Consider the following 13,839-nt stretch of genomic DNA (forward strand, 5'->3'; position numbering starts at 1 on the left):
GAAAGCGATGCCGGCCAGCGGCCGGCACTACCGGCTAGCCGCGCTTGCGGAACATCGAGATCACCGCAAGGATCAGGAACACCACGAACAGGATCCAGGCGATGTTCGTTGCGGCGCCGGCAATACCGGAAAAGCCCAGAACGGCGGCGATGATGGCGATGACAAAGAAAATGATGGCGTAATGCAGCATGGCGCTCCTCGCGGGTGGTCGAGCCTTGGATGGCGTGGGTCCATCCTCCCGATCCTGCGGTGTGCAACCAGTGACGGCGATCTATGCAGCAGATGAAGCCTTCAGCCTGCGCAGCCCTTCTTCGATGCTGACCTGCGGCACATAGCCGAAATCGCGGCGGGCCGGCTCCATGCTGTACCAGTGCGGCGTGCACAGCTGCTCGGCCAGGAAGCGGGTGAGCGGCGGCTCGCCACGCAGGCGCAGCAGCGGCCACAGCCGTTCGCAGACCGCGCCGATGCGATAGGCGGTCTTGAAACTGATCGCCTTGTCCACCGTCGGCGCGCCAACAGCGGCCAGCAGCCGGTTGACCAGTTCGCGCATGGGCAGCGGTTCGCCGTTGGAAATGAAGTAGGCCTTGCCCGCACACGCGGCACCCGGCGCCAATGCCTCGAAAGCGAGGAAATGCGCGAGCGCGGCGTTGTCGATGTAGGTGGTATCGACCTTGTTGTTGCCGTCGCCGACCAAGCGCAGGCGACCCTGACGTGCACGCTCGGCCAGGCGTGGCACCAGCTGCTGGTCACCCGGGCCCCAGATCAGGCGCGGGCGCAGTGCCACCGTCACCAGCGATACATCGTTGGCGGCCAGCACGCGCTGTTCGGCGATCGCCTTGGTCGCCGCATACGGTGCCTGGAAGTCCTCGCCGTACGGCACCTCGTCAGCCCCCAGGCCTTCCACCGGATGCGTGGCGCGGTGGGTCACGCTGGGCGTTGAGGTGTAGACCAGCCGGTTGATGCCGTGCGCGCGGCATGCCGCAATGACATTGTCGGTGCCGACCACGTTGGCCTGGTGGTAGCTGTCATAGCTGCCCCAGGCGCCGGCCTTGGCGCCGTTGTGGAACACCGCATCGACGCCGGCCACCGCGTGCAGCACTGCCTGCGCATCGGCCAGATCGCCGCGGATCTGGCCCACGCCCATGGCCTGCAGTTCCGGGTAGTGGCTGCGGTTGAACGCCAGCACCTGGTGGCCACGTTCGACCAGCCCGCGGCACAGCGCCTGGCCAAGGAAACCACCACCACCGGTGACCAGGATCTTCATGCGCGCTTCTCCAGTTCGGCGCTGGCCCAGACGGCGAGCTTCTCGCGGCCGATCTTGGCGTTGTGACGGATATCGACGGGGAACGCGGGATGCATCAGGAAGTGCCGCAGGCCGGCCTCAGGCGTGCGCGCTGCGGCATGCGCACGCAGCGCTTCCTGCAACGCCGGGCTGTCGCTCTGGCCACGCTGCAGTTCCACGCACAGCACCGGTACCTGCGCACCCGCCGGGCCAACGCCGACCAGTGCCGTGCGTGCCACGCCGGGCAGGGTATTGAACACCGGCTCGACCTGTTCGGTGTACAGCGGCCCTTGTGCGGTTTCCACGCGATGGGTCTTGCGCCCGCAGAACCACAGCCGGCCCTGCGCATCGAAGTAGCCCACGTCACCCATGCGATGGACGATGCGGGTGCTGCCATCGGCCAGCGTCTCGCGGATCTTCGCTGCGGCCGTGGCCTGCGGGCGGTTGAAGTAGCTGTCGGTGGCGGTCGGCCCGGCCACGGTGATCTCGCCCACCTCGCCGGTGGCCAGCACACGTGCCTGCGACCAGTCGGCCAGCGGGGCGTCGTCGATGGCGATGATGCGCACCTCGTTGGGGGCCACCACGCTGCCCACGCAGGTGCCGGCGCCGGCCTCGGTGGCCGCGCGGGTACGCTCCAGCTCACGCCCCTCGACCACCGCCACCGGCAGGCACTCGGTGGCGCCGTACGGGGTCCAGAACTGCGCATCGGCGGGCAGCAGGCTGCGGATGGTGGCGACCACGTCCGGCGGCACCGGCGCACCGGCCGAGGTCACCCGGGTCACCGTCGGCAACGGCCGGCCATGCCGGGCCAGCACCCGCATCAATGCCGGCGAGCCGAACAGCTGGGTCACGCCGAAGCGCTGGATGGCATCGTGCAGGCGTGCCGGATCGGCCTGCGCCGGCCGGGTCGGGTCCATGTCCGGGATCACCGAGGTCAGGCCCAGCGCCGGGTCGAACAAGGCAAAGGGCGGGAAGGTCGGCAGGTCCACGCCGCCCGCTTCCATGCCGAACGCGCTGCCCAGCAGCTGGATCTGGCCCACGAAGTGGCGGTGGCGGTAGACCACGCCCTTGGGCACACCGGTGGAGCCGCTGGTGAACAGGATCGCCGCCATGTCCTCGCCATCGGTGTCGGCCAGCATCGCCCCGCCCTTGGCGCCGGCGCGCTCCAGCGCGGCCAAGCTGGTACCGCCCCAGCCGAGGCGGCGGCCAACGGTGACCAGGCGGCTCGCCGACGGCGCCCAGCGCAGCGCCAGCCGCGCCACGTGCGCCAACGGAATGCCGATGAAGGCCTGCGGCTGCGCCTCGTCCAGGCACTGTTTCAGCGCGCGCTTGTCGATGCCCGGATCGACCAGCACCGGCACCGCGCCCAGCTTGAACAACGCGAACATCAGCAGGAAGAACTCCGGCGACGGCCGCACCATTACCACCGTGCGCACTCCACGGCCGATCCCATAGCCGGCCAGGCCGGCGGCCATGGCATCACTGCGGGCGTCCAACTGGCGGTAATCCAGGGTGACATCGTAGGCGGCCATGCCGTTGCCGGCGCCCCGGCGGCCCGGGCAGCGGATGGCGATCTGGTCAGGGCGTTCACGCGCCAGTTCAGGCAGGCGCGCGGCAATGTTGCAGGGTCGGTTCATCCGTTCATTGTCGCCGCTTACGGAATTTCTTGCGCGGCGGCCCACTTCGTGGAAAATCCGCACCCTCGTTCCTGATTCCGACTGCCGCCCGAGGCGGCTTGCCCATGCAACATCCCTGCATGACCTGCGGCGCCTGCTGCACCCAATACCGCGTGGCCTTCCACTGGATGGAATCGGACGAGGTCACCCCCGGCGGCGTGCCGCACCAGCTGACCGAGGTGCTGGACCCGCACCGCCTGTGCATGCGCGGCACCCACTCCAAGCCGGTGCGCTGCGTGGCGCTGGACGCGCAGATCGGCGTGTACTCACGCTGCACCATCCACCCCAACCGGCCCAGCGTGTGCCGTGAGGTGGATGCATCGTGGGAGTACGGCAAGGCCAGCCCGCAGTGCGACAAGGCACGCATCGCCTATGGCCTGGACCCGCTGACGCTGGCCGACTGGCGCTGGCGCGATGATGCCGATAATGACGACGATCACCCGGACGACAACGGCAACAGCCCGTCCTCACCGCCGCAGGCACCGGTCGCGGCGTAGTAGTGCCGGCCGCTGGCCGGCAACCTCATGAACCCTTCGGGTGTGCCGATCAGATCGGGTTCTTGTCCAGAAAAGCGCGGATCTCCGGCACCAGCACTTCGTGCTTGTCTTCCAGCACGTAGTGCCCGGCGTCCTCGAAGGCATGCACCTGGGCCTGCGGCAACGCGGCCTGGAAGCCCTTCAGGAAGTGGTGGTCGAACACGAAGTCGCGCAGGCCCCAGCCGAGGAAGGCCGGTCGGTCGGCGAACGACGGCAGCGCCTTGCCGGCCCGCTCCAGCAGCGACCAGGCCTTGTCGGCCGGCGACAGCGGGATGTCCTGCATGAAACGGATGGTGCTGATGCGGTTGGCCCAGCTGTTGTACGGCGACACGTAGGCGCGGCGTACGTCGGCCGGCATCTTCCGCTCCACGCCCAGCCACGAGGCACCGGACGAGAACGCATTGAAGCTGCGGATGATCCACTCGCCGATCTTCCAGTGGCGGCCCAGCGCGATCTGCCACGGCATCGTCTTCGCCGCCGGCATCGGGAACGCGGCGGTATTGAGCACCACCAGGCGCTTGACCTGGTCGTGGTGCGACAGCGCCCAGCCGAAACCGATCATGCCGCCCCAGTCGTGCACCGCCAGGGTCACCGGGCCGGTGATGCCCAGGTGCTTCAGCAGCGCATCGAGGTCGTCAACGCGCGACTGCAGCGTGTACTCGTAGCGGCTGTCATCGGGCTTGTCCGACAGGCCCATGCCGATGTGGTCCGGCACGATGCAGCGGTATGTGTCCGACAGGCCGGCCACCAGCGTGCGCCAGTAATAGCTCCACGACGGGTTGCCATGCACCATCACCACCACTTCGCCATCGCGCGGGCCTTCGTCGAGATAGTTCATCGACAGGCCGGGGCGAACCTCGAAGCGCTGCGGGTGGGCGGGGTAACCGGGAAGATCGCGCATGCGGAGCACCTAGGGAGAGTCGCGGCGCAATGTGGAGCCGAACCGATGCTCGGCTGCTCTCCGGTCCGCTGCGGAAGAGCCGCGCTGCGCGCGTGAGCCGAGCATGGCTCGGCTCTACAGGAGGTCGGGCAGCGGGCTGCTTACCAGACCACTTCAGCCATCGAGCAGTTCAGGCCGGAACCAATGCCCAGAAGTGCAATGCGATCGCCCTTCTTCAGCTTGCCCAGCTGCTTGAGCTTGCTCAGCACGATCGGCACCGAGGCCGGGCCGATGTTGCCGTGCTCGCCGAAGATGGTCATGACCTTCTTCGGGTCGATGCCGAAGTTCTTGATGAACGCAGCGGTGTGCGGCTGGCTGACCTGGTGGATCACGAACTGGTCCAGCTCTTCCACGGCCCAGCCCAAGGCGATCTTGGCGGCGGTGAAGGTCTTCTGGGCCAGCTTGATGCCTTCGATCAGCAGCAGGCGGGTATCGGTGACCATGCGGTCCAGATTGCCCAGGCACAGCTGGTTCCACTCGGTGGCCGAACGGGTCACGCCACCCTTGTAGCGGGGTGCATCCGGCACCAGTTCCGAGCGCGCCATCACCATCGCGGCGGCGCCCGAACCGGTGGTCAGGGCGGCCAGCTCGTTGCGGAAGTCGTCGGCGGTGACGTCCGGGGCGGTCATGCGCTCCAGGGTCTTCTCGTACACCAGGTTGGCGGTCTCGCCATCCACCACCAGCGCGTAGTCGATGTCGCCACGCTCGATCATGCGCGCCGCGATATCCATGCCGTTGATGAAGGCCAGGCAGGCATTGGCGACGTCGAAGGTCATGCACTCGTCGCTGACGCCGAGGTTGCCCGACACGATCGAGGCGGTGGACGGCTCCAGGTAGTCGCGGCTGACCGAGGTGTTGACCAGCAGGCCGACCTGCGTCGCATCGATGCCTGCGTCTTCCAGCGCCTTGCGGCCGGCCATGGTGGCGGCATCGGACGCCAGCACGCCGTTGTCCCACAGGCGGCGGGCATGGATGCCGGCGATATCGCCGAGCACGTCGGTGCGGATACCGAGGCGATCCAACGTCGGCTGCAGCCGCTCGTTGATTTCCTTGGTCGTCAGCGTATGCGGCGCATCAACGTGTGCCAGGCCGGCGATCGAGACATTCTTGAAGAGCATCGAGGTTAGCGCCAAGGCTCAGGCAAAAGGGGGCGCTATTCTATAACCCCCGGGGCCTTCACCGCATCTTTACGAATTCAGGCTTGGCCGTATGGTGAAGCGTTCAGCGCGGCGGGCACTGGAACGCGGCGAACCGCTGGCTGCCATCGGCGGGCGCGGCGGCGGCCTGTACGGCGTTGGCGCCGGCACTCGGGGCCTCGTTGCGGGCCAGGGTTTCCAGCTCTTCCTGCACGCGCAGCGGGTTGCGGTTGTAGAAGCCGACCTTGCTCTTCACGGTGACCACCACCTCGCCCTTGGCGATGCAGCCGGCCGGAACCGGACCTGCCGGCAACACGCGGGTCGCCTTGCCGGCCGGTTCGATCGGCACCCAGGTACAGGCAGTGACGGTGAGCAGCAGAGAGGAAAGCAGCAGAACGCGCATGGGCAGATCCTGGAAGGGTATGGGGCGATTCTGCCTGAACAGCCTGAATCGGGGGTAGCCGGGGCCGGGGTCAGAGCCTCCTGCGGGGGATCCGACCCCAGGTCGGCAGAGGGGTCCGGATCCCCCGCAAAGGGCTCCGACCCCTTAAGGGGTTGCCGGCCAGCGGCCGGCACTACCGGGGGAGCCGGCCCGCCACAGGCGGGCCGGGTCGTGCCTTATTTCTTGACCGGGTTGCCCTCGGCGTCGATCACCGTCACCTCGCCCAGGTTCAGCGCGCGCACGGCCGCTTCGGTCTGCTTGAGATCGCCCACCACCACCCAGGTCAGGGCCTGCGGCTTGATCTCGGCAGCGGCCTGCTGCACCTGCGCCGGGGTCATCGCTTCGATCTCGGCCTTGCGACGCAGCACATAGTCGTCCGGGCGCTTGAACTGCACGATCGAACCGACGGTCGCGGCCACGGCACTGGCGGTCTCGTAGGCACCGGGCAGGCTGAGGGTCTGGATGTTGCGGATGCGGTTGACTTCGGCAGCGGTGGCCGGCTTGCTGCCGTCGGCGAATGCGGCGATCTCCTTGCGCATTTCCGCCAGTGCCGGGCCGGTCTTGTCGATCTGCACCGGCGCACTGGCCATCCACGGGCGCTGGCCCACCGAACTGGTCGCGCTGCTGCGCGCGCCGTACGACCAGTGCTTGTCCTCGCGCAGCTTCATGTTCAGGCGCGAGGTGAAGTCGCCGCCGATCACGCCGTTGGCAATGTCGAAGCGGGTCGAACTGGCGGCGCTGGACGGCGCCACCACCTGGCCGGCGAACAGGTTGGCCTGCACCGCACCCGGCTGGTCGATCAGGAACACGCGCGGGCCCTTCGGCAGCGCGACATCGGTGGCCGCCTTCACCTGCGGCGCCTCGCCGGTCGCCTTCCAGTCACCCAGCTGCTTGTCCAGCAGCGGCACGATCTCGGCCAGGGTGGTGTCACCGACCACGATCAGGGTGCCATTCTGCGGGCGCAGCCAGTCGTGGTGGAAATCAACCAGATCTTCGCGGGTCAGGCCGTTGATCGCCGCCTCGTCGCCGCTGCCGGTGAACGGGATGGCGTACGGGTGGCCCTTGCCGTACAGCAGCGGCGGCAGCACGCGCATGGCCACTGCACCCGGGTTCACCTTCTCCTGCTGGATGCCGGCGATCCAGGTCGCCTTGACCCGGTCGATCTCGCCCTGCTCGAAACGCGGTTCGCGCAGCAGGTCGCGGTACAGCGCCAGCGACGGTGCCAGGTTTTCCTTCAGCGCCGACAGGTCCACGCTCATCGAGTCCAGGCCGGCCGAGGCATCCAGGCTGGCGCCCAGTGCGTCGGCGGCGTCGGCGAAGGCCAGCGAACCGAGCTTGCCGGCGCCTTCGGTCATCAGGCTCATGGTGAAGTTGGCGGTGCCGGGCTTGCGGCCCTGGTCGGCGCTGAAGCCGCCCGGGAACTGGTAGCTGAACTGCACCACCGGAATCTCGTGGCGTTCGGCCAGGATCACCTGGGTGCCGTTCTTCAGCGTGGCGCGCTGCAGTGCCGGGAACTTCAGCTGCGGGAACTCGCGGGTCTGCGGCACGCCGGCCTTGCGGTCCACCTGTTCCGGCAGGGTGCTGTACTTCGGGTCCACCGCCGGCACGGTGAACGGCTTCGGCGTCTGGCTCGGTTCTTCCTTCAGCGCCACGCGCTCACCCGGTGCGATCACCAGGGTGTGGCTGCCCTTGTCCAGCCACTCTGCGCCCAGGCGGCTCAGATCGGCGGCACTGGCCTTCTCGATGTTGGCCAGCGAGGTGCGGAAGCAACCCGGGTCGCCGGTGAACACCGCGCACTCGGCCAGCGCATCGGCCTTGCCGCCGAAGCCACCGATGCGCTCGATGCCACGGATGAAGCCGGCACGGGCGCCGGTCTTGGCGCGCTCCAGCTCGGCCGCGGTCGGGCCCTGCTTGATCAGGCGGTCCAGTTCCTCGTCGATGATCTTCTCGACCTTGGCCGGGTCCTGGCCCTGCTTGACGGTCGCCACGATCACGAAGTTGGAGCCCAGCTGCGACGTCGACAGGCCCGAGCCGATGCTGTCCACCAGCTTGTCCTGGTGCTGCAGGCGCTGGCTCAGGCGTGAGGACTTGGCGCCGCCCAGCACTTCGGAGAACAGCTGCAACTGGTCGATGTCGGCGGTGCCGACCTGCGGCACGTTCCAGGCGCGGTAGATGCGCGCCTGCGGCACCTTGTCGGTCATCGTCTCGCGGGTATCGGCACTGCGCTTGGCCACGTTCACCGCCGGCTGCGCCATGGTCGGGCCAGCGGGGATGCTGCCGAAGTACCTGGCGACCTTCTCCTTGGCGGTGGCCAGGTCGATGTCGCCGGCCAGCACCAGCACCGCGTTGTTCGGGCCATACCAGGTGCGGAACCAGGTCTTCACGTCATCCAGCGAGGCCGCGTTGAGATCGTTCATCGAGCCGATCACGCCGTGGTGGTACGGGTGGCCAACCGGATACAGCGCCTTGTTGATCTGGTCCCAGGCCTGGCCGTAGGGCTGGTTCTCGCCCTGGCGCTTCTCGTTCTGCACCACGCCGCGCTGCTCGTCCAGCGCAGCCTGGTCGATCGCACCGACCAGATGGCCCATGCGGTCCGACTCCATCCACAGCGCCATGTCCAGCGCGGTGGTCGGCACGTTCTCGAAGTAGTTGGTGCGATCGGTGTTGGTGGTGCCGTTCTGGTTGGTGGCACCGACCTGCTTGAACGGTTCGAAGAATTCGCCGTCGTGGTTCTCGCTGCCCTGGAACATCAGGTGCTCGAACAGGTGCGCGAAGCCGGTGCGGCCGGCCGGTTCATCCTTGCTGCCCACGTGGTACCAGACGTTGACCGCGACGATCGGCGCCTTGCGATCGGTATGCACGATCACGCGCAGGCCGTTGGGCAGGGTGAACTGCTCGTACGGGATATCGACCTTGGCCGGTGCCGCCGGCCTGGCGGCAAGCGCGGAGGTGGGCGCAAGCGTGCCCAGGGCGGTGCTGAGGGCGACGGCCAGCAATGCGGCGCGCGGGCGAAGGGCGAGAGACATATCCGGATCCTTGGTCACATAGGTGAACCCCGATCCTAGCCTGCGCAGGCAACGGCAGGAATCGGTCGCCAGTCACTGGGGGTGTTTGCCCTGAAGGCCATCCGGCCCGGCCCCAGCCGGGGGGCGTGAACCGTCACATGTGCCGGCTGAAGGCGTCCGGACAGTGTCCGCGGCACATCGAATGGACAGGTGTCCGCCCACCGGACACTTTTCGATTGATAAAAAACCCTTGTAAATCAATGAATAAAAGTTGGCACGGGGATTGCTTGGCACTTCCTGCGCCAGGAAGGGCTTCAGACGCAAGCTGACTGAAGACTGAACAAATGCAGGAAATCGAAAATTCTTCTTGCATCCCCAGAATTGGTGTACTACCTTACTACCACACCACTGATCACCAACACTAAACAGGCCCCGTCATGAACGCCAAGACCATTGCCATCGCCATCGCCCTGATCGCCGGCACCGCGGTTGTTTCGTCGGTGCAGGCCTCCGAATCCATCAAGACCCTGGCCACCGTGCAGGTTCGCCCGGCGGCCGACCAGCTGGCCCAGCAGGCCTGGGAACAGGCCAGCGGCATCCCGACCCTGGCCACCGTGGAAGTGCGCCCGAGCGCCGACCAGCTGGCCGAGCGCAACGGCTACGTCGCCGCCCCGGTCGCCGCCGCGATGCCGATCACCACCCTGGCCTCGGTGGAAGTGCGCCCGAGCCTGGAACAGCGCGTCGCCCTGGCCGCCGAACTGGAAGCCCAGCGCTACGCCGCCACCCTGGCTGCCGCTGCCACCAGCGTCGCCAACCAGGTGATCGTCAACCTGCCGGCCCTGCAGGTGCGTCCGAGCGCTGCAGACCTGCAGGCCCTGGCCACCGAAACCGCCCAGGTCCTGCTGCGCCCGTAAGCGGTGCCGCCCTGCCCAGCGCAGGGCGTGCGCCGTAGAGGCGGCCGCCGTCGCAGGTACACTGCGCCGATGAATGCCGCGCCCCCGTTCCACGTAATCCTGTTCCAACCGGAAATCCCGCCCAACACGGGCAATGTGATCCGGCTCTGCGCCAACACCGGCGCGCAGCTGCACCTGGTCGAGCCGCTCGGCTTCGCACTGGAAGACAAGCAGCTCAAGCGCGCCGGCCTGGACTACCACGAGTACTCGCGCCTGCAGGTGCACCCCGACCTGGACACCGCGCTGGCGCGGATCGCACCGAAGCGGTTGTTCGCCCTGAGTACGCGTGCCAGCGTCCGCTACGACAGCGTGGCGTTCGAAGATGGCGATGCCTTCCTGTTCGGCCCGGAAAGCCGTGGCCTGCCGCAGGACGTGCTCGATGCGCTGCCGGATGGCCGCCGCCTGCGCCTGCCGATGCGGCCGGGCAACCGCAGCCTCAATCTTTCCAACACCGTTGCCGTGGTGATGTACGAGGCGTGGCGGCAGCATGGGTTTGCCGGCGGCGCGTAAACCGCTCCGGGGTGGCTGTGGATCGCTGCTGGTGGGTGTGACCTGCTTCTGGTGGGTGCGGACCTTGGTCCGCACTGTTCCCCGGTCGCGTGCCGAAGGAGTGTGCCAACCAAGGTTGGCACCTACCAAAGACAGGTCAAGGCGGCTGCAGAAACTTCTGGAAAGATGTGCCAACCAAGGTTGGCACCCACCGGAACCAGGTTTCAGAACGCGTTGATGCCGGTCAGTTCGCGGCCGATCACCAGCTGGTGCACGGTCTCGGTGCCTTCATAGGTGATCACCGATTCCAGGTTCAGTGCATGCCGGATCGCCACGTGTTCGGTGGTGATGCCGGCCCCACCCAGCAGATCGCGACATTCGCGGGCGATGTCGATGGCCATGCGGCAGTTGTTCCACTTGGCCAGGCTGACCTGCTGCGGCTGCAGCTCCCCGGCTTCCTTCAGGCGGCCCAGCTGCAGCGCCAGCAGCTGCGCGGTGGTGATGCGGCGGGCCATTTCGGCCAGCTTGATCTGCGCGCTCTGGGTGGCCGCCAGCGGGCGGCCGAACAGCACGCGCTCCTTGGCATAGCCCAGCGCTTCATCCAGGCAGGCAACGGCGGCACCGATCGGGCCCCAGCTGATGCCGTAACGGGCCTGGGTCAGGCAGCCCAGCGGCCCCTTCAGGCCCTTCACGTTCGGCAGGCGATGGCTGTCGGGCACGCGCACGTCATCGAAGAACAGCGCGCCGGTCAGCGACGCGCGCAGGCTCATCTTGTGCTTGATCTCCTGCGTGGTGAAGCCGGCCATGCCCTTCTCCAGCACGAAGCCCTGGATGCCGTCCTCGGTCTGCGCCCAGACGATGGCCAGGTCGGCCACCGGGCCGCTGGTGATCCACATCTTGCTGCCGCTGATGCGCCAGTCGCTGCCGTCGCGCACCGCGCGGGTCTTCATGCTGGCCGGGTCGGACCCACCGTGCGCCTCGGTCAGGCCGAAGCAGCCGATCAGTTCGCCGCGCGCCATCGCCGGCAGCCACTGCTGGCGCTGTTCCTCGCTGCCGTAGGCATAGATCGGGTACATGCACAGCGAGCTCTGCACCGAGACGAAGCTGCGCAGGCCCGAATCGCCGCGCTCCAGCTCCTGGCAGATCAAGCCATAGCTGACCGCACCCAGATCACCGCCGCCGTATTCGGCCGGCAGGGTGGCGCCCAGCAGGCCCAGCGAGGCGATCTCCGGCACCAGTTCATCGGGGAAACGGGCCTGGTCGAAGGCATCGCCGATGATCGGCAGCACGCGCTCGTTGGTGAAGCGGGCGACGCTCTCCTGCACCGCGCGCTCTTCCTCATTGAGCAGGGAACGGACATCGAACAGATCGTACGGATGCAAAGCCATGGCACTCACGCGCAGTCAGGACCCGGCCATTGTCGGTCATCCGGGCAGAGCGTGCCGACCAGGGTCGGCACCCACTCGGGCCGCAGCCTTACGCTGCACCGCAGCAATCGTGACGTGAACATCGGCGATCTAGCTCGATCACGCGCGGCCCGGTACCCTGACACATTCAAACAACCGTTTCGCTCGTGGCTGCACGCGCGATTCCCAGGCACCGCCGGTGGCCCCGATGCCGGCCCTACCCACGAGTCATGCAATCGATGAGCGCTGAAGCCAACGCCCTGCCCCCGCGTGAAGTAATGGAATTCGACGTGGTGATCGTCGGCGCCGGCCCCGCCGGCCTGGCCACCGCGATCCGCCTGCGCCAGCGCGCGATCGAAGCCGGCCGCGAGTTGTCGGTGTGCGTGCTGGAGAAGGGGTCCGAACCAGGCGCGCACGTGCTGTCTGGTGCGGTGATGGATCCGCGCGCGCTGACCGAGCTGTTCCCGGACTGGGCCGAGCGCGGCGCACCGCTGAAGCAGAAGGTCACCCGTGACGAATTCCTGTTCCTCAGCGAAACCGGCGCGCGCAGCACGCCCAACGCGCTGCTGCCGGAGTGCTTCCACAACGAAGGCAATTACATCATCAGCCTGGGCGAAGTGACCCGCTGGCTGGCGCAGCAGGCCGAGGCGCTGGAAGTGGCGATCTTCCCCGGCTTCGCCGCAGCCGAGGTGCTGTACGGCGACAACGGTGAAGTGATCGGCGTGGCCACCGGCGACATGGGTATCGAGAAGGATGGCAGCATCGGCCCGGCGTTCGAGCGCGGCATGGCGCTGCAGGCGAAATACACGATCTTCGCCGAAGGCGCGCGCGGCCATCTCGGCCGCCAGTTGATCGCGCGTTACACGCTGGACGAAGGCAAGGACCCGCAGGCCTACGGCATCGGCATCAAGGAGCTGTGGCAGATCGACCCGTCCCGGCATGAGCCGGGTCTGGTGGTTCACGCCGCCGGCTGGCCGCTGGACAGCGACACCTACGGCGGCGCGTTCCTGTACCACGCCGACGGCGGCAAGGTCGCCATCGGCTACGTGGTAGGCCTGGACTACAGGAACCCGTGGCTGAGCCCATTCGAAGAGTTCCAGCGCTTCAAGACCCATCCGTCCATCCGCAAGCATCTGGAAGGCGGTACCCGCATCGGTTACGGCGCGCGTGCGATCACCGCCGGTGGCCTGCTGTCGCTGCCGAAGACGGTGTTCCCGGGCGGTGCACTGGTCGGCTGCGAGGCCGGCTACCTCAACGCCAGCCGCATCAAGGGCAGCCATGCCGCGATCAAGACCGGCATGCTGTGCGCCGACGCCGCGTTCGACGCGCTGGCCGCCGACCGCCAGCACGATGAACTGAGCGCCTACCCGAAGGCGTTCGAAGCCAGCTGGCTGTTCACCGAACTGCAGCAGGCCAAGAACTTCAAGCAGTGGTTCAAGAAGGGCCAGACCGTGGCCACGCTGATGACCGGCGTCGAGCAGTGGCTGCTGCCGAAGCTGGGCGTGCGCAACCCGCCGTGGACCCTGCACCGCACGCAGCCGGATCATGCCTGCCTGGAACCGGCCGCCAAGCACACCCGCATCGCCTACCCGAAGCCGGATGGGGTGCTGACCTTCGACCGCCTCAGCTCGGTGTTCCTGAGCAGCACCAACCACGACGAGAACCAGCCCAGCCACCTGACGCTGAAGGACCCCAGCATTCCGGTGAAGGTGAACCTGGCCGAGTACGCAGGCCCGGAAGCCCGCTATTGCCCGGCCGGTGTGTACGAGTTCGTTGGCGAAGCCGACAACGCGCGCCTGCAGATCAACGCGCAGAACTGCGTGCACTGCAAGACCTGCGACATCAAGGATCCGACCCAGAACATCGTCTGGGTGACCCCGCAGGGCGGCGGCGGCCCGAACTACTCAGGCATGTGATCGCCCCGGGCTGCGACCGTGTGTCGCAGCCCGACCGCTCCACCGCACCGCTATCCTG

12 protein-coding genes are annotated in these 13,839 nt (G+C 67.5%); 4 read left to right on the forward strand and 8 right to left on the reverse strand.

Annotated elements, in window-relative coordinates:
* Positions 1 to 34: 34 nt before the first annotated feature.
* The 3 genes from VG566_RS14480 to oleC all read right to left on the reverse strand — a co-directional run bounded on the left by VG566_RS14480 (position 35) and on the right by oleC (position 2,919).
* Positions 35 to 190, reverse strand: a complete 156-nt coding sequence (locus VG566_RS14480) for a DUF1328 domain-containing protein (RefSeq protein WP_005407633.1) — start codon at positions 188 to 190, stop codon at positions 35 to 37.
* 81 nt (positions 191 to 271) lie between these two features.
* The gene (gene oleD / locus VG566_RS14485; protein ID WP_241884592.1) at positions 272 to 1,264 is read right to left on the reverse strand and encodes a 2-alkyl-3-oxoalkanoate reductase; all 993 of its coding nucleotides are present in this window, start codon (positions 1,262 to 1,264) and stop codon (positions 272 to 274) included.
* A complete protein-coding gene (gene oleC / locus VG566_RS14490; protein WP_241884593.1) occupies positions 1,261 to 2,919 on the reverse strand; it encodes an olefin beta-lactone synthetase in 1,659 nt (552 codons plus the stop codon). Before oleC ends, oleD begins: the two co-directional genes overlap by 4 nt.
* Before the next feature lie 104 nt (positions 2,920 to 3,023).
* Here oleC and VG566_RS14495 point away from each other — a divergent pair, with 104 nt between their 5' ends.
* The gene (locus VG566_RS14495) at positions 3,024 to 3,455 is read left to right on the forward strand and encodes a YkgJ family cysteine cluster protein (RefSeq protein ID WP_029380125.1); all 432 of its coding nucleotides are present in this window, start codon (positions 3,024 to 3,026) and stop codon (positions 3,453 to 3,455) included.
* Positions 3,456 to 3,504: 49 nt separating this feature from the next.
* On the opposite strand, the gene VG566_RS14500 is transcribed toward VG566_RS14495, so the two are convergent.
* The 4 genes from VG566_RS14500 to VG566_RS14515 all read right to left on the reverse strand — a co-directional run bounded on the left by VG566_RS14500 (position 3,505) and on the right by VG566_RS14515 (position 9,038).
* Positions 3,505 to 4,395: an alpha/beta fold hydrolase gene (locus VG566_RS14500; protein ID WP_014645544.1), complete on the reverse strand. Its 891-nt coding sequence runs from the start codon at positions 4,393 to 4,395 to the stop codon at positions 3,505 to 3,507.
* Positions 4,396 to 4,535: 140 nt separating this feature from the next.
* On the reverse strand, positions 4,536 to 5,552 hold the full coding sequence (locus VG566_RS14505) for a 3-oxoacyl-ACP synthase III (RefSeq protein ID WP_014035559.1): 1,017 nt from the start codon (positions 5,550 to 5,552) through the stop codon (positions 4,536 to 4,538).
* 103 nt (positions 5,553 to 5,655) lie between these two features.
* Positions 5,656 to 5,973, reverse strand: a complete 318-nt coding sequence (locus VG566_RS14510) for a DUF4156 domain-containing protein (RefSeq protein WP_005407628.1) — start codon at positions 5,971 to 5,973, stop codon at positions 5,656 to 5,658.
* Between the two features lie 215 nt (positions 5,974 to 6,188).
* Positions 6,189 to 9,038 carry a M16 family metallopeptidase gene (locus tag VG566_RS14515; RefSeq protein WP_241884594.1) on the reverse strand — a complete coding sequence of 950 codons (2,850 nt, stop codon included), beginning with the start codon at positions 9,036 to 9,038 and terminating at the stop codon, positions 6,189 to 6,191.
* Between the two features lie 416 nt (positions 9,039 to 9,454).
* Between VG566_RS14515 and VG566_RS14520 the strand changes: the two genes are divergently transcribed.
* On the forward strand, positions 9,455 to 9,931 hold the full coding sequence (locus VG566_RS14520; RefSeq protein WP_014645542.1) for a hypothetical protein: 477 nt from the start codon (positions 9,455 to 9,457) through the stop codon (positions 9,929 to 9,931).
* A gap of 69 nt (positions 9,932 to 10,000) precedes the next feature.
* Entirely contained in the window at positions 10,001 to 10,480 is a 480-nt protein-coding gene (locus VG566_RS14525; protein ID WP_049441773.1) for a tRNA (cytidine(34)-2'-O)-methyltransferase, read from the forward strand.
* A 203-nt stretch (positions 10,481 to 10,683) separates the two neighbouring features.
* Here VG566_RS14525 and VG566_RS14530 read toward each other — a convergent pair whose 3' ends face one another.
* Positions 10,684 to 11,847 carry an acyl-CoA dehydrogenase family protein gene (locus VG566_RS14530; RefSeq protein WP_134966594.1) on the reverse strand — a complete coding sequence of 388 codons (1,164 nt, stop codon included), beginning with the start codon at positions 11,845 to 11,847 and terminating at the stop codon, positions 10,684 to 10,686.
* Between the two features lie 257 nt (positions 11,848 to 12,104).
* Here VG566_RS14530 and VG566_RS14535 point away from each other — a divergent pair, with 257 nt between their 5' ends.
* On the forward strand, positions 12,105 to 13,781 hold the full coding sequence (locus VG566_RS14535; protein WP_041862952.1) for an electron transfer flavoprotein-ubiquinone oxidoreductase: 1,677 nt from the start codon (positions 12,105 to 12,107) through the stop codon (positions 13,779 to 13,781).
* The last annotated feature ends 58 nt before the right edge of the window (positions 13,782 to 13,839 follow it).

This window comes from Stenotrophomonas sp. CASM114 (assembly GCF_049384325.1).
Classification (GTDB): Bacteria; Pseudomonadota; Gammaproteobacteria; order Xanthomonadales; family Xanthomonadaceae; genus Stenotrophomonas; species Stenotrophomonas muris.